This window comes from Vibrio crassostreae (assembly GCF_024347415.1).
Lineage (GTDB): Bacteria > Pseudomonadota > Gammaproteobacteria > Enterobacterales > Vibrionaceae > Vibrio > Vibrio crassostreae.
The window spans coordinates 1,707,109-1,731,033 of sequence record NZ_AP025477.1 but is presented as its reverse complement, the minus strand read 5'-3'; the positions used below and the strand labels follow the sequence as shown (position 1 = coordinate 1,731,033).

The following is a 23,925-nucleotide window of genomic DNA, read 5'->3' as shown; positions in this document are numbered from 1 at the left end:
GCTTGTATCACACTGGTTACAGCAGTGATACAAGCTTCTACAATGCAAACAATGGTGACTATCTTGTTATCGAGAAGGGTCCTTAAAAGCCAGAACGAGCCTCTGCACTTTTCTGAGGTGATTGAGCTTGCAGGAAAGGCAGTAGCAGTAACCCGATAACAGCAGCACAAGTAGAGATGGTAATGAAGAACCCACTCCAACCGTAGGTTTCTAAAACGAGCGCTAATGGATAACCCGAGAGTGCTGCTCCCATGTAAGCAAATAAGCCAACAAAGCCTGTCGCTGCCCCGGCAGAATCTTTATGTGAGCATTCGGCCGCCGCCATACCAATAAGCATTTGAGGTCCAAAAACAAAAAAGCCTACACAAAACAACCCAGCAGCTTGAAACACAAAGTTGGTCAAAGGCATCAACCACAATGCAGAGACTGAAAGAAATATGCCGATGGCAAACAAAATATTCATCGGGCCACGGTTGCCACCAAACAACCTGTCAGATCCCCACCCAGCAACAAGTGAACCAACGAAACCGCCAATCTCGAACAGAGATAAGGCAGCGTTGGCATTGATCAAACTGTAATTGTGTTCTTCGGTTAGGTATAAGTTACCCCAGTCGTTAACCGCCGTTCTTACGATGTAAACCAGCACATAGCTAAAAGCGAGCAACCAAATGTACTTGTTGCTGAATACGTAAGTTTTCAGGATTTCTCGATAGCTTAACCCTTGTCCGTGGCTCTCTTGTGCCAACTCTAGATGGTCATTGCGCCACTTTCCTACCGTTGGAAGTCCCATGGTGGTGGGCTTATCACGCAAACGCCAACAAACAATCAGACCAATAAAAACGCCAATCACACCCGGCCAGATAAACCCTGCTCGCCAGCTGAATTGCAGCGTCAGATAACCCACAAGAATAGGAATTAGCGCCCCACCAACGTTGTGTGCTGTATTCCAGATTGCCCAACGAAAACCTCTTTCGGAGCGAGAATACCAAGTCGTCAATAACTTAGAACACGATGGCCAGCCCCAACCTTGGAACCATGCATTAAGTACCCACAGCGAGATGAAAGCCGCTAACGAACTCGAAAAGCCAAACGCGATGTTTATCAGACCAGTCGCGATTAAGCCAAGTCCCATAAAGTAACGTGGGTTTGAACGATCCGATATCGTGCCTGATATAAATTTCGATAAGCCATAAGAAAGATAAAAGAGCGTGCCAATTAAGCCAATATCGCCTTTGTCCAAGCCAAGGTCAGTAATCATGGCTGGCGCGGCATAATTAAAGGTTTTACGGGTGAAGTAAAAACCTGCATAGCCGACATACATCCCTATCATGATGTGTAGGCGCCAGTAGCGATAACTCTGATTGACCTCATCATCACTTAGAGAATGACTCTTTGACGTAGCTGAGCGCAGAAATCCAAACATATTCGTTCTCACACTTTAGGTAATGTAACGCTGATATTGGTACCCGAAGATGAGCCATTCGCGTTAATTGTCATCTTGCCGCCGAGCGCCTGAACACGCTCTTGCATACCACGAACACCCATTCCTTTGAGAAGATCTTGCGCTGTAAAACCAACGCCATTATCTGATATCTGAAGATAAGCCTGATCATCTAAAATCAGTTCAATTTTAATCTCGCTCGCACTCGCGTATTTATGGGCATTGTTTAAGGATTCTTGGCACAGCCTGAAGATAGTGACCTTGAGCGTGTCACTCAAACACGAGTAATCACCTTGCCAATCTAACTGGATATCAACGCCGTGATCCGAAAACTCCATCTCTCGAATTAACTGTTCAACAGAATCTTTTAGATCAAGGTCGTCCAACATCTTAGGTCTTAGTTTTGTAAGTAGACGTTTGGTGGTGTCATAAACATTCAAAGACAATGACTCAATCGTCCCCGCACAGCGAACGCTCATCTCAGCGGCATCGACGCGTTTAATAATGCTTGCCTGAGTACGAATTGCCGTGATGTTTTGGCCGATTTCATCATGCAGCTCACGCGCAATATCACGACGAACCGATTCTTCAGCTGTCACTAACTGGCGTGAAAGGTTTTGATTTCTGGAGAGCTCACTTCGTAGTTTCGCATTGAGATCTTTTTGTTTTTGAACCGCAAGGCCAAGCAAAATACCGGTGATGGTTTGAGCAGACAGAGACAAGAGTAAATCGGTAATTTCGAGTTTAGATGTTCCACTGTGAGCAGCAATCAACGCGACACTATTTAACAGGGTCGCCAGTAAAGCACCTTGCCACCCGTAACGAACCGCGAGCAAGATGATAGGGATCGCCATACAGAATGGGGCGAAGCGTCTTAGTTCATCTGGCAAGCTGGTTTGAATCAAAATACTGGTGACCAACAACACGCTGTACAAAGCGATGTGGCGGATTTTGAACTCAACGACATTATTGATTAAGTAAGAGCTCAGTGGCGCCCACTTGTTTTGGAATAGGTAGTTCCAGACCAGATAACACATCGGCACCAACATCAATCCGCCAGTGATACTCACCAACCACACCATGTAAACAGCCGGAACATGAGAACCCACCACTGCAACATTAATGAATGCTGTAACCATGATTAAGCTCGCCATCACTAACAAGTGACGATTCTGGTCACCATAATAATAACGCTTGGCAATTAGAGTGGCAGGAATACTCAATCCACTGGCGATGAGTATCGTCAGCCATTGAGGCTCATCAAGCAGTAAAGCTAAAGCGATAGCAAGCCCCCACTCTGCAATATAGATAGCAGGCCAATAATGAGTGCGAGTGTGCAGCGTCATTCCCAGTCGAAGTGAAAATGGGAAAAGCAGAATGGCTAACTCAGGGTCATTAATGAAATAGAAGGCAATAACCCACAAACAGAACCATGCACAACCAGCCATAAAAACCCCACATAGGGAGGTGGCTAGATAGGAACGCATTAGTACTGGTCTTGTGTGAACAATTTAGCTAACTCAACGTTGTTCTTAACATTGAGTTTGTCCATCGCATTGGCACGGTGTACATGCACCGTTTTATGGCTAACCCCTAGCTCAACGGCGATAGATTTTACATCGAGCCCCGTGGCCAATAACTGACACACTTCACTCTCTCTGCGGGTAAGTTGATTTAAAGAGGCTTTATTCTTCATGGGTGTCGCAAGCTTTATAGCGATATCGGGTGTGAGATAACAGCCACCATTTGCGCTCGTGTGTACGGCTTGGATTAGCTCATCGGGGCTGCAGCGCTTGCTGAGATAACCTTTGGCTCCTAACTCTAATGACTTCTCAACCATCGCCGGAGAGTCATGAACGCTCAACATAACACTGGCAATGCCTGATGGGATCTCTTCCAATAAGCTCAAACCACTTTCGTCTTGCATCGAGATATCCAAGATCACGACATCAGGGTGACAGCTTGGCAGTCCGAGACGAGCTTCTGCAGCAGAGTTGAATTCACCCACGACCGTAATATCAGCTTCAAGACTGAGTAATTGAGCAAAGCCAGATCGAACAATGACGTGGTCATCAACAAGCGCAACATTAATCATGATATTAACCAAAATTAAGAGTAAGAAAGAAAAATAGCCCCAACAGGAGCTATATAAAATTAAGTTTATTGATAGAGATGATACTGAATCGAACTAACGATTGGTATGATCTCACGAGCTTTAAAGCAATAAAGCACGTGAGACTATCTACCCGAAACTGTGCTTGCGAAAACAAGTCCGCGAGACAAGCTAGGCGTTTTGAGCCGCTAAGTGCATTTTCTTCGCGTGGCGAATCTTCTTCTCTTCAGCAACCGCAACAAATAGCAGCAATACGATACAAATAGCCGCTGAGGTATCGAGTGCAGCGAACGTTCCTTTCCAACCTGTTAAGCCGAAAATAGGTGTTCCGTCCGCAATCATACCTAAGCCAAGTTTTGCAAAGCTATCACCGATTAGGTAAGCAAACGTGCCTTTCACACCATCCGCAACGCTGATTGCTTTCTTAGGCACGAAACCTACCGCAGCAACACCAATCAGCAACTGAGGGCCAAACACTAGGAAGCCAAGCACAAACAGGGATGCTAGGTACATGAACTCACTTGTTGCATGCTGGTAGAACTCTAGAGAAACGATAATCAACCCAAGCGATACACAAGCAACTAGAGCACGGCGTCCATTCGCAAGATCAGATAAATAACCCCACATTAGCGTGCCGACCAGTGCCCCAACTTCAAACAGCGTGAAACCTGAAATCGCGGTTTCTTTTGATAGACCTAGCTCTTGATACGCATAAACGGTAGACCATTGATCGATACCGATACGAACAATGTATAAGAAGATATTCGCGAAACAGAGCAACCAAATCACTTTGTTTTTAAGGATGTATTCAACAAAGATCTCTTTCTTAGTCATTTGATTTTCTTCAGCAGCGGTATCTTCTTCGCTGACTTCTTCATCAAACAACTCTTCAACCGTACCTAAGCCGTATGCTTCTGGAGAGTCATTACCAAAGCGCATACCAATAAAACCAACCACAATCGCAATGATCGATGGGAACACGAACATACCAATCACGTTGCCATCAAATAGGTAGTTTGCACCAAACAGAGCAACACCAGCAGCACCTGCACCACCCACGTTATGTGACATATTCCAAAGGCCTAAATAAGAACCACGCTTGTTACGAGGCGTCCATTTAGTGATGGTTGAGTAACTTGAAGGTCCACCTGTACTTTGGAAGAAGCCACTCAATGCATAGAAGGCAACCATCATGAATAAGCTAGCACTGCCGCCACCCATACTGAAGCTGAAGCCCAACATGGCAATACCAGAAAGGACAAGCATAAATGGCAGGAACTGCTTAGTGTTTTTACCATCGGCGTAGTAGGAAACGACGGTTTTACCGATACCGTAAGTGATAGAGAAACCCAGACCGATAAGACCTAGATCCGTCATCGATAACCCATAAGTAGAAATCATGTCGTTTTGTGCGACATTGAAGTTCTTACGGATCAAATACATGGTTAAATAACCAATGAACACCACTAGGTAAGATTGCAGGAATGGTTTAAACCACATTTTTCTTCTGGTTTCGACCGGAAGATCCAGTGTCGGTTTTCGAACCTGATCTAGGAACTTTAACATTGTGAACTCTCTTATTTTTTGTGAGGTCTGCACGGCATAATTGCGGCCATGCAATCTTTGTTAGTTGACCGTGAAATAATAAGGAGTCTAAAAATCGACCGCATGAGAGAGGGTCTTAGAATAACTAGGAAAAATTCTTAGTTCAGAATTGGGAGTCAAGAAAGCGTGAACAGCATCACTTTGTTTACGATCTGTTATGGATTGATATTACGATAACAAAAGTAACTCATCTCAAGGCTGATGAACCTTTTAAACAAACAGAAGCAAGCCAAACACTGCGCAACAAACAAAGCGCCAGTATCGATTCATCACCATCAACCCCCAAGGTGTGACCGATACTGACTCAACATTCATGCCTATTAAAATAGAGCCAATAGGCTTTTTACGAATCGTACTACAGTCGTTTACCGCTGCCGTCTTCCCACATCACTTCGCACTCATCTTTGATGGCTGATTTTAATAGTTCCACCAGTGGGAATGCTCGGCTACCGAGATTAACAGGCGCTTCAACAACCTCTTCTTCATTGTCGTCATCAGTATTTTCTTGCTCTACCTGCTTGCTCTGCTCAGAGGCGATCGCTGCACGTAAGTTATTTAACGCTTGAGAAACTTCTGAAGCATCAATGGCACCTGGGACGGTGCCGCTATGCCCAAGCATCTTGATGAACTGAAGACCGACTTCCCCAAACATCGTGACGCTAGCATGAGCCTTGCAACTAAAGGTAATTAACATTATGAGCCTCTCTAAGTTTTGGTTACCAACAAACTATGTTGAGTAACTCTCTGGAAAGCAAGTAGATAATCGCCAAGCCGCTTCTTATGACTCGAATCTTGATAGTCTTATTTTCGAATGGGTCTGCACCGTCAGTGATACACATCACGATTAATTCTCGGTTGATTATTTTTTAATATGAAACCTTGAGTACAATCACACTAAATAGCTATCTAAACCTCCGCATAGCTCATTATTTAATCTACTATTAACACCATTATCAAAATCTTTGGCACAAATCACATGAAAAGGCTGGTCGGCAGACACCTAGAAGAAATGGCGGACATACGATCCACCCGTAAACAAAAAATTGTCCACTCCTTTTCACTGACTGCCGCTGCGTTATTCATTTTCTATACTTGGGCTTACTTCCAAGGCCAACACTATACCCTTTCAATTTTCGAGCTGTGCTTCGCGATTATTGCCATCTCCAATGCATTCTATGTGAGAAAAGTAGCCAGCTCTGATTATTCCGAATTGATTCTGAGTAGTGTTCTTCTTGTACAGGGCGTCATCCTATTCTTGTACAGTCACGCCATCCCCGACCGAATACTTTGGCTCTACCCAATTCTAGCAGCGGTCATTTTCATTAATGATTTCAGAATTGGTATTATCTTCAGCACCTCATTTTGCTTGTTTATCAGCACCTTGATTACCGCCATGCCAAACAACTTTTCTTTACCCTTTAACAGTACCCATCGATTTATTCTTAGTTTATTTACCATGAGCTTGGTGTGCCACACATCCGCCTATTACTACACCAAAGCCGTCAGTTATATCCAACGTCTGTATAAAGAAGGCATCGAAGATCTGGCCTACAGAGATCAACTTACCGGCTTAGCTAACCGTTGGAGCTTTGAACGCTGGGCGACAGAAAAATTAATTACGGTGGATAGTGAGCGATCACTTACCGCACTGGTCTTTTTGGATATTGATGACTTTAAAGGCATTAACGACAGCTACGGACACGACGTCGGAGACAGTGTCTTGCAGCATTTTGCCAATCGCTTGAGCAACAATATTCGAACCCGAGACAGAAAAAGCCATGAATACGATTATTCGATTGCGCGTTTTGCTGGAGACGAGTTTGTTTTTATGCTCTACGATGTACCCTCTCGTAAAGATCTAGACGGTATTTTAGATAGGATTTGCGGGCTGTTCGAAAGTGGTTGCCAAACAAACGAGAGAATCAAGGAATTGACGCTAAGTGTTGGGGTTGCTTTATACCCACAAGACGCCCAAGAATTACATGAGCTGACGAGGTGTGCTGATAAAGCGATGTATGTCGCCAAGCATTCAGGAAAAAACCGATACGCTTATTATCACGACAACCCAGTATCAACCTTGATAGAAGAACTACCTACGAATCTAACCTGCTCAGGGTCAGATTCTTCTGAACTTGAAGATTGTCTTGAAGCAAAGATCGAAGGGAACAATGTTACGCTATTAAAAACTCGTCAACGCTAGCCAGCCCTATAACTTAGCGGCGCTGCTAACCTGCAAGGTACATAAGCCAAAGGCTCACTAACCCGATCATAATAATCCATATGACTTGCCGTGTTCGGTTTGGGTTATTACCTTTAGGTCGCCTCACCACTGTTTTAAAAGCAGCTTGCTTAGCCGACTGAATAAACGGTGCTTCAATCTCACGTTTTTTGACGCGGCGTTTAACCGCGCTGTTTGCAACTTCTGTAAAACGCTGACTTTGCTCCGTTGTAAAGTCGTTATCAAAACCCATCCGACCATGCCTTTCGCCATGTTTTTGCTGAACTGCCATAGCGGCCTCCTTGGCGGTCTACTCTCTATTCAAGTATAGACATAATTTCATATTGTTACCTGTTCAAGATTTTCGAATAAGTCACTCAACGCTGTGCCATCTTCTTTTTCAATCAAATTACATAAACTACAGCTATTCAAGTATATGAGGGTTTCAAAATGACGAATGTAAGAGCAGTAGATCATGTGATTGCAGCGCATGCCACCTCAGACGGTGATGGTGTCAAAATCCAACGACTCACGGGTTTTAATAACACGCGCTTCTCTCCATTTTTGATGATTGATGAACTTAAATCGGATGAAAGCAAAGACTATGTTGGCGGCTTTCCTCCACACCCTCACCGTGGGATAGAAACGCTCACTTACATGCTCCAAGGTCACTTCCAACACAAAGACCATATGGGGAATGTTGGAGAGCTGCGCAGCGGTGGCGCACAGTGGATGGCCGCAGGCCGTGGTGTCATTCACAGCGAAATGCCAATGATGGAAGAAGGTGCGCTGCATGGTTTTCAGATTTGGATAAACCAACCTGCGACACACAAAATGCAACCGGCGCAGTATCACGATTATCAAAGTGAAAGCATCGCGGAACATCAAAATGAACAAAGTGGTTTGTTAAGAGTGATTGCTGGAGAGTTTGAACTGCACAACCAAACTGACGATGATTCAGAGGCTTTACGATCGCAAGGTCCATTACAGAAAACAGGTGTGCCATTAAGCGTTGCGGATTGGCGCTCTCATTCTGGGCAAAAAGTCACGTTAGGGACTAATGTTAATCATAATGCCATGACTTACGTGTACCGAGGCAGTATTAAGATCGGCGACAAAGTGATCAACCAAGGTCAACTTGCCCTGCTTACCAAAGCTGACTTGCTGGCTTTGGGTAGCTTGGAAGATTCAGGGGTACTAATTTTTTCCGGTGAACCGATTAATGAACCTGTTGTTCACTATGGTCCGTTTGTCATGAACTCGATGGAAGAGATTGAACAGACAATTCAAGACTACAACAACGGTGTGTTTGAGACTTACTGATGTCTTGGCTTTGAGCTTTGAGCTTTGAGCTTTGAGCTTTGAAGATTGAAGAGATTTTGCAACGAACAACGATTTGGTCATCCATTTGATGACTACAAAAACAAGTGACACTATCCACTGCCGGTTACTATCACTTATTTAACCACGCTCCTAGAGCGTGGTTTTTTCTATTCAAGCAGGGACAAACGATGCCCTGATTGAACAAATTTAGACCTGATTACAAGTACTCACACAGGTAAGCCGTCGCTTCTTTTACCTGTAGGTCGAATGAAGAGTCACCCGCAACGTCAAAAGACTCACCAGATTGGTATGTCGTCCAATCATCATCGCCAACACGCTTTACAATCAAAGCACCTTTAACAACGGTCATCTTTTCTGGAGCTGCAGTACCAAACGTGTACTCACCAGCCGCCATGACACCAACACTCACATCAGCACCAGACTGGTTAAACGCTAACGACTTAACGCCACCTTCAAAGTATGTATTTTCTTTAATCATTGTACTTCCTTGTTATCTTCAAATTGCACTTATTGAGCTCACCGAGTAAGCCTATGCGTAAATTTAGGTGATAATTGTTTTAACCAATTCGAGACTTTCCTACAAGAAATAAATACGCATAGCTTAAGCATTTCTGGAATTCGCTTTCATTGATAACGTAAATACTGAGGAGCAAGGCTAAAAAACCACTAACGCAATCAAATCTATTAGAACATTCGATCCTGCTTCTAACTCTTATAACAATTTTTGCAAACTAAGATTTTAGTTAATAGAATCTAAGACAATATCAGTCGAAAAATGAAGAGATAATGGCAAAAAATCCGACTAAAAGCAGAGACCTATTTGCCAACTCGTTACTCTACGGCTTCCTATTAGTTGGCTTTATGGTTGCCTTCACCGCCGGCTACTTTGCTTACCAAGCCCACCAGCAATCTGTCAGTCCAAGTAATGTCTATGGCACATGGATAGAGATTGCGGCTCCACCTTACAACACCGATATCCTGACATTTTCAGACAAAGGTGTGATGATGAATCATCGTCTTATCACTACCTCATTCGATTTTGACGGTAAGATTGTCACGATCAACACAGGATCTGGAACCACCGTTTACACCATCAGCGGCACCTATGATTCACCTCGCTTGAAGCGACTAGAGCCAAGCGTACCGTCTCAGCAATTTGTTAAAGAAGGCTACGAAGATACTGCAATTGGTGATACCCATAGTGTCATGCAACAACGACGTGCTTCCCTAGCTGAGCAATTCAAAAGATAAACCTCCTCTTCTCCTTGCTTCCAGATGCATTAGCCTACTCGTCGATTGGCCTCGCTCGCTCAACACACTTCACTTTGTGATTCTGCTTCAATTCACAGTATTTTCTTATAGTTTGTCGCACCTTTTCATAACTTCATGTCGTGAATTTTCACTTGTGAGATTTTCCTACTGAAGGATGTTTTATTTTATAAAACATGGACTCAGCATCTCACTCATTAAGCAACAGAATTGTAACAAGATACAATTTTTTAGTTGTCCATCGAAAACGGATTTATTTTCAGTTATAAAATTAAAACTCTCTCGAATACTGACTGGGAAGCTCCTTCAAAACTGACTGGAGCCGTTTTATGGGGCCATTTGGTTCTCGTAACCTTCAAGGAATGAGAGAAAAAGTATGATTCGTATAAATACCTGTGCTGCGAGCATTGCTCTAGCGCTATCTGGTACAGCATTAGCTGCTCCAACAGCACCTAGCATCGACATGTACGGTTCCAACAACCTGCAATTTTCCAAAATTGAACTCGCGATGGAAACCACCTCTGGCTACAACCAGATGGTGAAATATCACGATAAAGCAAAGGTCGACGTCAAGTTCAACCAATGGAGCGGAACGTCAGGAAACACGTACAACATCTACTTTGATGGCGTTAAAGTCGCCACAGGCCCAATCACTGGCAGCCAAACCACGGCCTCATTCGAATACGGCCAAGGCGGCTTGTTCGATATGGAAATTGAAGCGTGTGACGAAACAGGTTGTAGCAAAAGCGCACCCGCTAAAATCACGATTGCCGATACCGATGGCGCGCACTTAGCACCACTTGCGATGAATGTGGATCCAAACAACAAGTCATACAACACCGATCCAAACACGGTAGTAGGTACTTACTTTGTTGAGTGGGGTATTTATGGTCGTGACTACACGGTAGATAACCTACCCGCTGATAACTTGACCCACATCCTTTACGGCTTCATCCCAATTTGTGGTCCTAACGAATCAGTAAAATCGGTAGGTGGAAACAGCTACAACGCACTAATGACAGCTTGTCAGGGTGTTAACGATTACGAAGTGGTGATTCATGACCCATGGGCCGCTTTCCAGAAGAGCTTCCCTCAAGCGGGCCACGAATACAGCTCACCTATCAAGGGTAACTACGCAATGATGATGGCGCTCAAACAGCGTAATCCTGATTTGAAGATCATCCCATCGATTGGTGGCTGGACGCTATCTGACCCGTTCTTTGATTTCACAACCAAAGCCAACCGAGACACCTTCGTCGCGTCTGTTAAGAAATTCCTCAACACATGGAAATTCTACGACGGTGTCGATATCGATTGGGAATTCCCTGGTGGCGGCGGTGCTGCACCTGATCTTGGTGATCCTGTAAACGATGGCCCTGCTTACATAGCACTGATGGCAGAACTACGCGTGATGCTCGATGAGCTAGAAGCTGAAAATGGTCGCACTTACGAACTCACATCAGCCATCGGTGTTGGCCACGATAAAATTGAAGACGTGAACTATGGAGATGCTATCCAATACATGGATTACATCTTTGCGATGACTTATGACTTCTACGGCGGTTGGAATAACGTATTGGGTCACCAAACAGCATTGAACTGCGGTAACTTCATGCGCCCTGGTCAATGTGATGGCACTGGGCTTGATGAAAATGGCGAACCATACACAGGCCCAGCTTACACCACAGACAACGGCATCCAACTGCTTCTTGAGCAAGGTGTTCCAGCCAACAAGCTTGTTGTTGGTACAGCGATGTACGGTCGTGGTTGGGAAGGCGTATTACCCTCATCACTTTCTGATCCGAGCGACCCTATGACAGGGGTTGGTAACGGCAAACTGAAAGGCAGCTCTGTACAAGGTGTCTGGGAAGATGGCGTTATCGACTACAAAGGCATTAAGGCGAACATGCTTGGTGCTAACAACCAAGGTATCAATGGCTTCGAATACGGCTACGACGAAATGGCAGAAGCACCTTACGTTTGGAATCGCACCTCAGGTCAGCTAATCACATTTGATGATGACCGCTCGGTAAAAGCAAAAGGCGCGTACGTTCGTAGTCTTGGTCTTGCAGGTCTCTTCTCTTGGGAAATTGATGCAGATAACGGCGATATCCTAAATGCAATGCATGAAGGTCTAGCAGGTGGCACCACCGATCCTGTAAACCGTAAACCAACTGCAGCAGCAGGTGCCGACCAATCTGTTGAAGGCCCAGCTTCTGTTTCTCTAGATGGCAGCGCTTCAAAAGACAGCGACGGCACAATCGCGAGCTACGCTTGGTCACAAGTAAGCGGAACTGCCGTAACACTGGCTAATGCCAATGCAGCTGTTGCAAGCTTCGATGTTGTTGAAGTCGCACAACAAGAAGCTCTAACATTCAGCCTAACCGTAACAGACAACGAAGGCGCAACGTCAACTGACACGGTTGTTATAACGGTAACCCCTAAAGACACAGGCCCAGTCAATACAGCACCAGTTGCTGTGCTTACGGCTCCGGCTGAAGTTAATGCGGGTGATGTAGTCGTGGTTGATGCTTCGGCTTCAAGCGATGCAGACCAAGACACATTGACCTTCACATGGGATGTACCTGCTGGTATTGATGCGACGATTCAAGGTTCTTCAGTAAGCTTTGTCGCGGCGGAATATACGCAAGATACAGTACTGAACTTCTCTGTGACAGTGAGTGATGGTACCGATACATCAGTCGCGGCTGCATCAGTGAAAGTTCTTAAGAAAACCACAGGCGGCGGTACGTGTACTAACGCTTGGGATTCAGGCGCGGTTTACACTGGCGGCGACCAAGTGACTCAAGGCGGTAAGGTTTGGGAAGCGAAATGGTGGACAACAGGTGAAGATCCAACAACGACAGGCCAATGGGGCGTGTGGAAAGAGATCGGCCCAGCAAGCTGTGCTAACTAAAAATAGGGTTGAGCTAAACACCAACTAAGCACCTAAAAGCAAAGGCCAACCAGATAATGTCTGGTTGGCCTTTTTAGTGTTTTTTTTCTCAACCCACGTTCTACTTGCTTGATTAGTTAAAGTTAACCAATCAAGTTATCAAAGCTCTCGAACACTTGCTGGCATTTCATCACTCGCCCATGGCCTTGTCCTTGAGTAGTAATCAAGGTAACGCGACCCATTTCATTAGCAGCACGCTGAGACACATCAAACTTAGTAAACTTATCTTGCTCATCATGTACGATGATCGTTTGAGACTCACGAAGCGCTAGCTTTCCATAGGGATCCACCGACTGAATTGGGTAGTTAAACTGCTCTTCTACTTCTCCAACTACCGCCTCAAACAGTTTCATTGAGTAACCTGAACGCGCAACGCTGCCAAATAGGTTTTCTAGATAATCCAGTACAGGTGCAATCAGCAATAATGGCTTGTTTTCCAATTTAACGTGCTTACATTCCAACGCAGAAGCGGTACCCATGCTGTGACCTACTAAGCCTGCCACTTCGCCAACCGAATCTAGAATCGCTTCCAAGCCATTCACAAACGCAGGGATATGACCATGAACACCATCACTACCACCATGAGCTGGATGATCGTAAGCCAGAGCCGTAAAGCCTTTGGCTGCGATATGTTCCATAAGAGGAAAGAACTGACTCGCCGTACCAGACCAACCATGAGTCAGCACCCAAACTGGGCCTGTACCCAGAGAGTACGTTTTTAGCACGCCATCACGGCCTTTGATTTCACTCTTAATCAACCCTTGTGGATCAGCATTTTTCTGCTCGGTACGCATTGGCGTGAGCAATAACTTGCGCGCTGTTTTCTTTGCATGGCTCGGCGCGAGAATGTAATGCAGGTTGGTTGTTGCACCAATCAGGCTGCGCTTAAAGCTGAATTTGTTCGATGTATTAAAATAGATTTTGTCACTCATGACCGTTCCTTGTATCACCATCATCATTGGCGGATCGAGCTCGGCCAAAAATAAACGAACGACCGTGCTATTTATTAATATAAAAAATGGCGATAGCGCTTTTTATGACTGCTTGCCGCCACTTCTCTTAAAGTCTTTTGCAACCTTAGTTAAGCAAAGTCACATGGTTTGCGAGTTAAACCGCTCTCCAGCTAGCAATTAAGCGATCTACACCACTCCAAAAATGCGTGTGGCTCGCTTGTTGGCCTCGTAACGAGTAGAACAAGTTCGCACTCAAGTAGAGGCCGTATAACTCAAAGGTTGCCTGTTTAGGATCTAAATCGGCTCTGAACTGTTTGCTCTCCACCGCTTTTGCTACCTGAATCGTCAAGTAATCAATCCACACTGAAATCGTTTTCTGCAGTGCTTTCTGAATCACAGACGTTTCACTGCCCGCATCTTTCCATGCATCAATAAACATGCAACTGCCTTGGAACGAATGATTCCAGCCCAACCAATTGTCGAGCAGCTGTTTCAATTTCGCTTCAATATCACCATCTCCCAGTACTCTTGCGGGAATGATGACTCTTTCGGTGAATATGGCGTTGGAATACTCGAGTACAGAGAGTTGCAAGTTCTCTTTAGAGTTGAAATGTGCAAACAAGCCACTCTTAGACATGCCACATTGCTTGGCCAACTCGCCAATCGTCAAACTCTCAAGCCCATTCTCACTTGCAAGCGCAAATGCATGGCTCAAAATATACTCTTTGGTTATCTTTCCTTTGCTCATTATTCACCAATGATAAGTCTGATGGATTATTTTTAGCACGTTCGTTCTTTTTTTCAAAGTTTTTTGCCTAACCACTGGGAATTAATTTCTCTTGTCTAATAATTGTGGAAAAATGCGACAGTATTCAAGGAAATTGAAATCGACTAACAAAGGAAGAAGAATGAACACACTTTGGGAACAGTTTGCGTTTTCGGCGTCAGTAACGGGCCCTATCTGTTTAATGCTGTTTCTTGGTGTCATGCTCAAGCGAATTGGCTTAATCAATGACAATTTCATTGATGTCGCATCCAAGGTGGTGTTTCAAGTCACTCTACCCGCGATGTTATTCCTCAGTATTGTTCAATCTAACCACGATTTTGCCGCCAGTGGAAAGCTCGTCATCTTTGGCTTGTTAGCCAACCTGGCCTTCTTCGTGTTCACCACTGTCAGCACTAAAATTACCTTTAAAAAGCCTCAAGACCAAGGTGTGATAGTGCAAGGTGGATTTCGTGCCAACACTGCTATTATCGGGCTTGCTTACGTCGCCAATATATACGGCAACGATGGTGTCGCACTCGCAGCACTTTATGTCGCCTCCTTGACGGTTCTCTATAATATTCAGGCGGTTATCGCGCTCACTCCAAAGGGACAAGAGTCGGGTGACAAAGCCATTCAAGTAATCGTTAAAACACTCACCAAAAACCCTTTGATTATCTCGATCGCCTCAGGTGTATTGTTCTACTTACTATCGATCCCAGTACCGAAAATGGTGACCGATGCAGGGCAATATTTCGCAAACATGACGTTACCGTTAGCCCTTTTGTGCACGGGAGGGTCGCTTGATATACGCTCGCTGAAAAAAGATAAGGGCCCAACTTGGTTCTCTACCGGATACAAACTGGTTTTAGCTCCGCTACTGATCACGCTTGCTGCCCTGTTCTTCGGTTTTAGAGGATTAGATCTAGGCCTTATCTTCTTGATGAGCGCCGCGCCGACCGCTGCTGCGAGCTATGTTATGGCACGTGCGATGGGCGGGAATTCAACATTGGCTGCCAATATTATCGCGCTTACTACCGTTGTTTCTCTTATCACTTGTACTCTCGGTATTTTTGCACTTACTGCAATGGATTTAATATAGCTGCGACAGGCTTCAAAGAATCAAGATAAGCCTTAAAACAAAGGTCGCAACCCTTGATTTAGCGCTAACTGGTTCAATAAAAAGGCTGTTAGATTCTACGAAAATTTTCTTAGAGATCTGATATGTCTTCCGTTCAACATACGCCTTCACAACGCATCGCCAGTATTGAGTTGGGTCGAGTGATTGCTATCTTGGCGATCATCGGCTTACATGGCCAAATGGCACTTACTTATTGGCAAATCGATGAAGTGCCTTGGATTGGCTATGTACTTAACCAAACCGCTCGCTTCGCTGTGCCTCTTTTCTTCCTTATCTCAGGGTATCTGATTCAACCTAAGCTGACCGCATCGCCTTGGACAACCGTGGTCAACTACTCCAAGCCACTACTCAAGGTTTGGTTAGTTTGGAGCATCATTTGCCTAGTCATGCCATTCAACCTCGCGAAGGTGGAAGAGTTCGGTTACTTAGGCGAACGCCAAGGCTATTGGGGCTTTTTAATGAACACCCCGCTCAACTCTTTCTTAGAGGGTGGGTTGGTGCACTTGTGGTTTATTCCTGCACTTGTGTGTGCCGTTTTGATCATCGCTCTAATGGTCGAAATGAAACTCGACAAACTACTATTACCAACGGCTATTCTGCTTTACGTCTATGGTGTTTTAGCGGGCAGCTACGCGAACTTAACCGACCTGAGCGCACCTTTCTTTACTCGTAACGGCCCGTTCTTTAGCACGTTAATGGTGACCTTAGGCTTCCTCATTCGTCAGAATCAATGGAAGGTGTCGTCAGCCAAAGCGTTGGTGTTATTAGTGTTAGGCATGTTGATTCACTTTGCTGAGGCGGCATGGCTCACCACGTTCGACGTCGGGTTCAACATGAATGATTTCTTGTTTGGTACGGCACTATGGGGAATGGGCGTGTTTATGTGGCTTTTGGCTAATCCAAACATCGGCGACTATGCGTGGGTTCGCGCGATCTCGAATCGTATGTTGGGTATCTACGTTTGCCACCTTTTGATCATTATCGTGCTGTTCAACGTCTGCGGAGTTTTGGGTATCACTGAGTTAGCAAAAGACGTGACCGTATTTTTTGGCACCGTATTGTTGAGCTTCGGGTTAGTTGTTGGGATCGAAAAAACACCATTACGACGCGTGCTACTTCGCTAAATCAGTTTTAAAGAGCAACAAAAAATAAAGGCAAGATAACGGATTATCTTGCCTTTTTTGTTCTGATAGAAAGTGAACTTGCGTCACCCGTGAGGTGTTATCGGAACGCCATCGCGCCTTTACCTACCCCCTCATAAGCCACAATTTGTAGTGATTGGTTTTCTACCAAACTTGGAGCAACTTGATCTGCAATATAGCCTGCCAGTAATTCCACCGTGGTATCCGTTGGCAAGATCTCTGTTTCACTCTTAGCAATCGCTAACTCAAATTCACCTTGTGGCGCTGTGTAGCGGAAGCCATAGTGACTTTCGTCATCAACACTTTTTGCGTGTTCACTCAGGTTAAGTGATGAAACTGAAACTTGGTCTTCTTTAGAGCCTAAATAGATGTCTTCCCAGCGCTGAGCAAACGCCTGCTCGCGTTGTTCGTCACGCTGACCATCAACCACAATTTCGACTGGAGAACGGTGACCGTGGGCGATACGTTGGCAGTTGCCATCATGCTTTTTCAAGCCATGGGTGTAGTGGTAAAACGCGCCATTAATGTTCTCATGACGTAGGGTGATCTCTAACCCTGTGACGTTACTTGGTAGGTTATCGCGAAGAATATTGTAAACGTGTGCGGTCACACTCTCGATGGTGATCGCTTTAGCATCAATCAAGCAGTATGCTTCATCAGGGCAGTGCAGGTGTAGGCTCTTGTCACCACGCAGTACATCCACCTTAGCGTAGCCCGGTTTACTTGCTTGATGCACGATTGCAGCGTTTTTCATTGGCAACAGTAAGCGGTGATCGACATGTTGATCAACCAGCTGTTTGATCTGCTTTTTGACTCTACTAAAGTCCAGAACCATGCTCATTTCATTCAATTCACCAGACATGGTGACATCTAAAATCCAACTATCTCCTACGACCCCTCTGTGTTCACAGATGTATGAAGAATCGATAACGGTAAGGTCTCTTACAAATAGGTTCAAGTGGAACTCCTTAGTGCTTTAATGAGATACGGGAGGCTGAATAATGTTCAGCAGGCACTTCGTCTCATTGATGTCTGATAAAATAGGACGGGCAGGATGTTACAACGAGCTTATAAAGTCCACCTTTTTACACCGTCATTCGAGAAATGAACAAACTACGCTCAATTTCCGCTAAAACATAGGCCAGCCTCATGCGAATAGCCATAAATCGCGTAAGGTTGCCCGGCGTTTCACGACACATTTTGCTTCAGCCAAAGACGCGGCGACACTCCGGCAACATGTTGAAAAGCACGTGAGAATCCTGAGTAGCTATTGTAACCCACTTCATCAGCAACCCAATTGATCGGCTTATTTTGCAATAACAAGGATTGAGCCACAGAGACTCGCCACTTTTGCACATAGTCTCCCGGCGTTTCACCCACTTCTCGCTTAAACGCTTCAATAAACTGAGTGCGAGACATCGCGGCCAGTGACGCCATTTCGGCGATCGAATAATGACGAGCAGGTAATCGATGAATAGCCGTGACCACCGAAGCCAATCGCGGGTGAGCAAGAGCCGAGAAAACGCCGCTATCAATTTTCTGTTGTTCAATGAGATGACGGAAAATCAAAGCCATCAAGGCATCACTCAACTTATCCATTAAGTACTGCTGCCCCGACGATTCTTGGCTCGATTCATTAGATAACACCTCAATCACTGGCATTAAGTTAGGCGCATCCTCAAACGGAATCACTATTACGTCAGGCAGAGCCGACAATAAAGGATTCATCTGTCCTGAACGATACTCCACGTTCGCACACACGACCTCCGCACCGTCTCCCACACCTTCAATCGCATGTGGTGTGCTATTCGGCAGATAAACAATGCAAGGCTGCGACAAATGCCGGTGTTCCGTGTGAGCACTAGACAAGCTCAACTCCCCTGCGCTCAATACATGAAGATGCCCCTCTTTACCTTGTTGCGCGTTAAATGACGATACTCCACACAGGTTTCCTGAATAGAAAACGCCAGTGCGTATCGAGAAGTGTTCCATTAATTGTGAAAGCAGATCCATGCATCCTCCGAACGATTCGCTTAGTTTTTAGTTCTTTTGTCCCTCTATAGACCGGGCGAGTGGGCTAAATTATTTCAAACAAGATAACCAACACTGACAAGGAACTTGATATGTCACACATGAAATCGACCAGTCAAAAAATCACTCTATTGGCCGCGTTACTAGGCACCAGCTTTTCGTTAATGGCAGCAGACCTTGATATGAGTGTCGACAGCAATGATCTCGCGATTAAAGGTTATGACCCTGTCGCTTACTTTGCCAATGAAGGCCCAGTAAAAGGCACATCAGAGTTCACAGCGACCTACAAGAATGCGATCTATAACTTTGCGAGCAGTGAAAACAGAGATGAATTTCGAGCCAATCCAGAAGCCTATGCCCCTCAATATGGCGGTTACTGCGCGTTTGGGGTAGCGATGGGTAAGAAGTTTGAAACCGACCCTCTCGCTTGGAAGGTGGAAGATGGGAAGTTGTATCTGAACTTAGACAAATCGGTTCAAAAACGCTGGCTGGAGAACACACAAGAGTTCATCCAAGACGCTAACAGCAACTGGACAACCATCAAAACCGTAGAAGCCTATAAGCTCTAGGTTCTAAGTTCTCGCCTACAGCACTTATCCATTACCCAAGAATAAAACGGAAGCGGCCGAACGCTTCCGTTTTCATTGTGATTTTTCCAAAAGAGGTGAACCCAAAGCGATAGGTAACACCTACCAAGCCCATTTTATTCTATACTCCTAGCAGATAAGCTTTTCTTTTTATGGAAGAATAATGACATTACCTAGGATTTTGGTACTCGGCCTCTGCGCCCTATCGACACTGAGTTATGCCAACCCATGGCAGTTCGTCAAAAGTGAAGATGGCATCATGATTGATAAAAGGCCACACCGTGAAGGCTTGGTCGAAATACGAGCGCAAATGCAAACGCCCACCACTTACTCCGGTTTTTTGTTGTTGCTTGAAGACAGCGAGAACGTGCCAAACTGGATAGATAATGTGTCGCAAAGCCGTGTGTTGATGCAGATATCTGAAGATGAAAACATCGTCTATACCCAATTCAAAGCACCTTGGCCTGCCAGAGATAGAGACATGGTGACTTACTCAAAATACAGTATCGAGGATGGGCAATTTGTCTTGTCGATAAAGGATGCGTCGAACTATTTGGCGAAAGAGTCGGGGTACATTCGAATCTATGATGTGGACGCACTTTGGACACTGCAACCGCTGACTAATGGCAATACCTACATCACCTACACCGCTTATGCGAACGCAGGTGGCATCCTACCGAATTGGTTGATGAACAAGTTATCGATAGGCAGTGCACTGAGCACGTTTAAGGGACTGAAAGAACAGTTACCAAAGTACCAAGGCCAACAGCATCCTAACCTGCCAAGTGAGTCTCGCTAAAGGTAAAAGTAGACAAGTAAATAGAGGAAATAAAGTTAAAGACTAAGGTCTTCTAGCGAGGTCACGAGCTAAGATAAGCGCCAAACCAAACACCTGAAGAAACAGGGCAATATTCTTATAGAAAGCCATTTTCTCATCAAGCCTTTGGATTAATTCAACTAAGGTCAGGTTATCCAAATAGTAGTCATCGATTCGAGTTCGTTGCGATTCTTGAGCACTGTTTATCAGCATCATCAGTTTCGGCAACTTAGCCAAAGAGATATTTGGCACTTCGCTACTCACCCAACGCCTAAGTTGCCCACGCAGTGCTTCATCAAGAACAGTGGTAGGCTGCACCGTTTCTGGTTTATCAAGGTGAATCAGAATCGCTTCGCGCTTGCGCTCTAGGGTTTCAATCGTATTCCAAGCAAGCTGTATTGAGTACACATTGCCGAATTTTCGATCGTTATATTCCGCTTTCTCAGCTTCAATTTTATCGAGCACCAAGCTCGACATGACAATCGCCATGATGTTGAGTATCAAGCCTGCGAGGACAATCGCCCAAGCAGGTGGAAGGCGCAACGCCATAATGCTTCCTAGAACATTTTATCAAAAGGTAGGTAAGCTAAGTTTAGGACAACTAAAGATACCATGCTGGCAAAGGTCAAATACATGCCTTGCTTTCTTCCCTTTAGACTGCGAGCAAGAATACTTTTTCCATGAACAATACGCCCAATAACAAAAGCAATACCAATAACATGGATCAGCCACACATTAGCGCCGTTGAACTCTAGCAACGCCATCAGTATCACTGTAATCGGAATATAATCCATAGCATTACTTTGAGCGGAACGAGCCACTTGTAACGATTCAATACCACCATCTGCGTGTGCCACTTGATTCTTTCTTCTTTGCTTAATCACTTCAATGGAAAGCCATAGCATAACCAAAGTGAGCAACGCAGCATATAACGCTGTAACCATTATCATTTCCTACTGGTTAGTTTATTCGGCGGGCTACCTCATAGTATCTGTATTCATAAAATAATGAGCATTCACGCCCGCGCACGTGTAAGAGATCTCTCACAAAAAACGTAAGAGATTACAATCAAGCTTCGCAGAAAAATCCTAGATTACAAACCCAAGCCCTTGTTTTGTATGAGTCCGCACAGTTTTCTTTGGATAAACCTGCAGATTATCTGCTTGAGGTGGATTGTGAGTAAAGCCTCTGCAGTGTTTAATACACATGTCGACAGGGAGTTGGCAGGAACAGGAAAAAGCCTAACGGATTAGGTATCTTCAGGATGAAGATTTGATGGCTTAGGATGAGTTATCAGCAAGGAAGTTATGCTCTAGGATAGAGTCGCTTATCAGGATGATGAGTTTGCAAGGACACCGCTAGGAAGGCGATGAATTGGATAGGTTAAAGGATTTAGCCACGTCAAGGAACGATGCAGGGAGCACTAGTTACCTATTGAAAGATAAGTAACGCGCAGTAGCAGGATGGCTACGAAAAGAATAGACCCCGTTTGGTGAAAGCCAAACGGGGTTTCCTTTTTTATAACGCCTAAAAGCGATTAGTAGCTAGCCGTTAAAAGTTACGTTACAAAATAATGTTCATCAGGAACATTGCACCAAAGGCATTCAATACCGAAATCGCGATCATCACCGGGATGTAGCGACCTTCAGTACCAATTGGTCCCATGATACGACCCATGTATTGCACTTGAGAACCCATCAAGTAGATAGCTGGCGCCAAAATAGCGATATGATTGCCGTTCAAAATGCCTTGGTCAAACAGCGTAATAACCACGCCCACTGCGCCACCCATCGACATCCACGCACCGATCAATACCGCTGCCGCTTCGCCAGGTAAACCAAATACCGCCATGATTGGAGCAAATACGCTGCCCATCAGATCCAACGCGCCCGTAATCTGCAATGCCTTGATGATCACAAACGCCATCAGAACATTCGGTACTGTAGAAGTAGTCGCAATAACCCAGCCTTTCTTAGCACCTTCAACGAAAATATCAGTAACCATTGGTTTCTTTGCTTTAACTTCGCTCATTATGCTACTTCCTCTTCCAGTTTTTGTTCTTTGTCTGATTTTGGTTTGTCTTCTTTGCCTTCAGTAATATTCAGGTAGATACGGAACAGGTTCGCGCCGACAAACTTAAAGATGAACATCACAGCGACAGCCAAGCCAATTGACGATGTTACCGCTAAAGAACCATCCATCGCCGTTAGAGTGAACAGCACGGCACCTGAAGAGAAAAAGTTAACGATCGCTGCACCCGCCGTAAACTGGAACATGGTGAAGACATCAGTTTCACGCTTAGTTAGATGCCCTTCGTCTTTCAACTGACGTGTCATCGCTGCACCCGCATCGGTACTTTGCAAAGAAGCGATCAGTGCCAAGCCTGAGTTACCCGGAATACCCATCAGAGGGCGAAGCAGAGGTGTCAGCAGTTTACGAGCTGCATCCAATGCTCCGTAATGCTCAAGTACGTTGATCATACCTAGTGCAAACATCACGGTCGGAATAAGTGTCAAAGCAAAAATGAAACCGTCACGAGCACCACTACCGCCTTTACCACGCAGTGACGTCGTTGCTGCTTGAATACCATCGGCCGTTTCACTCACATCGTAAGCGACCTTACCGAATGAGCCGTTGAGCGTTGTAAAATCGAACACTCCATACCATTCATTGGACTGCATTAAGCCTGAAAAGAACACAATCGCGAAAGCGAGTGCGATATAGCTGCCGATCGTGACTTTACGATCGGTTTTGGTTGGATTAGTCATAAGGACCTCTATACATCTCGTTTATGTGGAACAGAACACGTATAGATAGTGCAAACTAATGAGCGAAAGGTTAATGACCAAAATCAAATAGCGTATCGGTTTGAATAAAAGAAACACAGCAACATATAAAACTGTGATTTGGATTTAAAAGCAGGACCATACGCTAAATAAATTAGAATATTTCACATACAAAACTAAACAAATCTTGCTTCAACAGCGCAACTAAAAACGCACACAATCGCCACAAAAATCTGGCTTCTAGTGAAAATTTTTCACCTAGTGCAATCTCTGGTAATGTTGTAAGAGATCTCTTACATTGCTTTTCTGTTAAATTTTAATTCAATTATAATACAGACACTTAAATGGTGACTTCGCTTCCAAAATACAACCGTTTACCCTTAGTTGATTGAGTTTTGAGCCAGGCTCAAACAGTGAGCCATTTTATAAAGCATTTGAGCTTGATTCGAAATTTCAGCCCTCAGAGGTGCTATAGACTTCGCGCTGCCAATATAAAAGGAGAACGGTGATGACTATGGAAATGAGAACGCTTAAATATCAAGTAATGGGCAAAGGCATGTGGATCACTGCAACGGTATCTCGCGTAGTAGCGGACAAACTTGCGCTTGAATACCAATCCTATGGCTGGCCTGTTGAAGTATGTGCTGCAGAACAAACACTGACGTTTGATCTCAATGCTGCATAGTATTGGCAATTCCGAGTAAGCTCTATCGGCATTAAATCCGATAGAGCTTTTTCTCTTTTCTCTTTTCTCTTTTC

General features: G+C 44.8%; 24 protein-coding genes. 9 read left to right on the top strand and 15 right to left on the bottom strand.

What is annotated here, in order from left to right:
• Positions 1 to 82: 82 nt before the first annotated feature.
• From uhpC to OC193_RS23395, 5 genes are all read right to left on the bottom strand, one after another.
• Positions 83 to 1,423, bottom strand: a complete 1,341-nt coding sequence (gene uhpC, locus OC193_RS23415; protein WP_048663902.1) for an MFS transporter — start codon at positions 1,421 to 1,423, stop codon at positions 83 to 85.
• Between the two features lie 8 nt (positions 1,424 to 1,431).
• Positions 1,432 to 2,928, bottom strand: a complete 1,497-nt coding sequence (uhpB, locus tag OC193_RS23410; RefSeq protein WP_048663903.1) for a signal transduction histidine-protein kinase/phosphatase UhpB — start codon at positions 2,926 to 2,928, stop codon at positions 1,432 to 1,434.
• On the bottom strand, positions 2,928 to 3,536 hold the full coding sequence (uhpA, locus tag OC193_RS23405; RefSeq protein ID WP_048663905.1) for a transcriptional regulator UhpA: 609 nt from the start codon (positions 3,534 to 3,536) through the stop codon (positions 2,928 to 2,930). Before uhpA ends, uhpB begins: the two co-directional genes overlap by 1 nt.
• A gap of 189 nt (positions 3,537 to 3,725) precedes the next feature.
• On the bottom strand, positions 3,726 to 5,120 hold the full coding sequence (uhpT, locus tag OC193_RS23400; RefSeq protein ID WP_048660632.1) for a hexose-6-phosphate:phosphate antiporter: 1,395 nt from the start codon (positions 5,118 to 5,120) through the stop codon (positions 3,726 to 3,728).
• Positions 5,121 to 5,514: 394 nt separating this feature from the next.
• On the bottom strand, positions 5,515 to 5,853 hold the full coding sequence (locus tag OC193_RS23395) for a DUF1840 domain-containing protein (RefSeq protein ID WP_048660631.1): 339 nt from the start codon (positions 5,851 to 5,853) through the stop codon (positions 5,515 to 5,517).
• A gap of 315 nt (positions 5,854 to 6,168) precedes the next feature.
• Between OC193_RS23395 and OC193_RS23390 the strand changes: the two genes are divergently transcribed.
• Positions 6,169 to 7,359, top strand: coding sequence for a diguanylate cyclase (locus tag OC193_RS23390; RefSeq protein WP_053083655.1), 1,191 nt, complete (start codon positions 6,169 to 6,171; stop codon positions 7,357 to 7,359).
• 25 nt (positions 7,360 to 7,384) lie between these two features.
• On the opposite strand, the gene OC193_RS23385 is transcribed toward OC193_RS23390, so the two are convergent.
• Positions 7,385 to 7,669: a hypothetical protein gene (locus OC193_RS23385; RefSeq protein ID WP_048614058.1), complete on the bottom strand. Its 285-nt coding sequence runs from the start codon at positions 7,667 to 7,669 to the stop codon at positions 7,385 to 7,387.
• Between the two features lie 158 nt (positions 7,670 to 7,827).
• On the opposite strand from OC193_RS23385, the gene OC193_RS23380 reads away from it, so the two are divergent.
• Positions 7,828 to 8,700: a pirin family protein gene (locus OC193_RS23380; protein ID WP_048660629.1), complete on the top strand. Its 873-nt coding sequence runs from the start codon at positions 7,828 to 7,830 to the stop codon at positions 8,698 to 8,700.
• A gap of 217 nt (positions 8,701 to 8,917) precedes the next feature.
• Here the strand turns inward: OC193_RS23380 and ppnP are convergent, their stop codons facing one another.
• Complete coding sequence (gene ppnP, locus OC193_RS23375) at positions 8,918 to 9,199, bottom strand: pyrimidine/purine nucleoside phosphorylase (protein ID WP_017057600.1); 282 nt, start codon at positions 9,197 to 9,199, stop codon at positions 8,918 to 8,920.
• A gap of 308 nt (positions 9,200 to 9,507) precedes the next feature.
• On the opposite strand from ppnP, the gene OC193_RS23370 reads away from it, so the two are divergent.
• Together OC193_RS23370 and OC193_RS23365 are read left to right on the top strand one after the other, a co-directional pair.
• Positions 9,508 to 9,972, top strand: coding sequence for a DUF2850 domain-containing protein (locus OC193_RS23370; protein ID WP_048660628.1), 465 nt, complete (start codon positions 9,508 to 9,510; stop codon positions 9,970 to 9,972).
• A 394-nt stretch (positions 9,973 to 10,366) separates the two neighbouring features.
• Positions 10,367 to 12,907, top strand: coding sequence for a glycosyl hydrolase family 18 protein (locus tag OC193_RS23365; RefSeq protein WP_048663907.1), 2,541 nt, complete (start codon positions 10,367 to 10,369; stop codon positions 12,905 to 12,907).
• A gap of 122 nt (positions 12,908 to 13,029) precedes the next feature.
• Here OC193_RS23365 and OC193_RS23360 read toward each other — a convergent pair whose 3' ends face one another.
• Complete coding sequence (locus OC193_RS23360; protein WP_048660625.1) at positions 13,030 to 13,878, bottom strand: alpha/beta hydrolase; 849 nt, start codon at positions 13,876 to 13,878, stop codon at positions 13,030 to 13,032.
• A 175-nt stretch (positions 13,879 to 14,053) separates the two neighbouring features.
• A complete protein-coding gene (locus OC193_RS23355) occupies positions 14,054 to 14,647 on the bottom strand; it encodes a TetR/AcrR family transcriptional regulator (RefSeq protein ID WP_048663908.1) in 594 nt (197 codons plus the stop codon).
• A 160-nt stretch (positions 14,648 to 14,807) separates the two neighbouring features.
• Here OC193_RS23355 and OC193_RS23350 point away from each other — a divergent pair, with 160 nt between their 5' ends.
• The gene (locus OC193_RS23350) at positions 14,808 to 15,764 is read left to right on the top strand and encodes an AEC family transporter (RefSeq protein ID WP_048663911.1); all 957 of its coding nucleotides are present in this window, start codon (positions 14,808 to 14,810) and stop codon (positions 15,762 to 15,764) included.
• Positions 15,765 to 15,886: 122 nt separating this feature from the next.
• Entirely contained in the window at positions 15,887 to 16,927 is a 1,041-nt protein-coding gene (locus tag OC193_RS23345) for an acyltransferase (RefSeq protein ID WP_048663913.1), read from the top strand.
• Positions 16,928 to 17,024: 97 nt separating this feature from the next.
• Here OC193_RS23345 and OC193_RS23340 read toward each other — a convergent pair whose 3' ends face one another.
• A complete protein-coding gene (locus tag OC193_RS23340; RefSeq protein ID WP_048663916.1) occupies positions 17,025 to 17,903 on the bottom strand; it encodes a 6-pyruvoyl trahydropterin synthase family protein in 879 nt (292 codons plus the stop codon).
• A gap of 230 nt (positions 17,904 to 18,133) precedes the next feature.
• Entirely contained in the window at positions 18,134 to 18,958 is an 825-nt protein-coding gene (locus OC193_RS23335; RefSeq protein WP_048663918.1) for an AraC family transcriptional regulator, read from the bottom strand.
• A 110-nt stretch (positions 18,959 to 19,068) separates the two neighbouring features.
• On the opposite strand from OC193_RS23335, the gene OC193_RS23330 reads away from it, so the two are divergent.
• The gene (locus OC193_RS23330; protein WP_048610296.1) at positions 19,069 to 19,545 is read left to right on the top strand and encodes a YHS domain-containing (seleno)protein; all 477 of its coding nucleotides are present in this window, start codon (positions 19,069 to 19,071) and stop codon (positions 19,543 to 19,545) included.
• 181 nt (positions 19,546 to 19,726) lie between these two features.
• Complete coding sequence (locus OC193_RS23325) at positions 19,727 to 20,362, top strand: START domain-containing protein (RefSeq protein ID WP_048663921.1); 636 nt, start codon at positions 19,727 to 19,729, stop codon at positions 20,360 to 20,362.
• A 42-nt stretch (positions 20,363 to 20,404) separates the two neighbouring features.
• On the opposite strand, the gene OC193_RS23320 is transcribed toward OC193_RS23325, so the two are convergent.
• From OC193_RS23320 to OC193_RS23305, 4 genes are all read right to left on the bottom strand, one after another.
• The gene (locus tag OC193_RS23320; protein WP_048663924.1) at positions 20,405 to 20,929 is read right to left on the bottom strand and encodes a hypothetical protein; all 525 of its coding nucleotides are present in this window, start codon (positions 20,927 to 20,929) and stop codon (positions 20,405 to 20,407) included.
• 8 nt (positions 20,930 to 20,937) lie between these two features.
• A complete protein-coding gene (locus tag OC193_RS23315; RefSeq protein ID WP_048660615.1) occupies positions 20,938 to 21,324 on the bottom strand; it encodes an MAPEG family protein in 387 nt (128 codons plus the stop codon).
• 619 nt (positions 21,325 to 21,943) lie between these two features.
• Positions 21,944 to 22,411, bottom strand: a complete 468-nt coding sequence (locus OC193_RS23310; RefSeq protein WP_004737023.1) for a YjiG family protein — start codon at positions 22,409 to 22,411, stop codon at positions 21,944 to 21,946.
• A complete protein-coding gene (locus OC193_RS23305; protein ID WP_048610036.1) occupies positions 22,411 to 23,148 on the bottom strand; it encodes a nucleoside recognition domain-containing protein in 738 nt (245 codons plus the stop codon). Before OC193_RS23305 ends, OC193_RS23310 begins: the two co-directional genes overlap by 1 nt.
• Before the next feature lie 526 nt (positions 23,149 to 23,674).
• Here OC193_RS23305 and OC193_RS23300 point away from each other — a divergent pair.
• Positions 23,675 to 23,851 carry a hypothetical protein gene (locus tag OC193_RS23300; protein ID WP_017061524.1) on the top strand — a complete coding sequence of 59 codons (177 nt, stop codon included), beginning with the start codon at positions 23,675 to 23,677 and terminating at the stop codon, positions 23,849 to 23,851.
• Positions 23,852 to 23,925 lie beyond the last annotated feature (74 nt).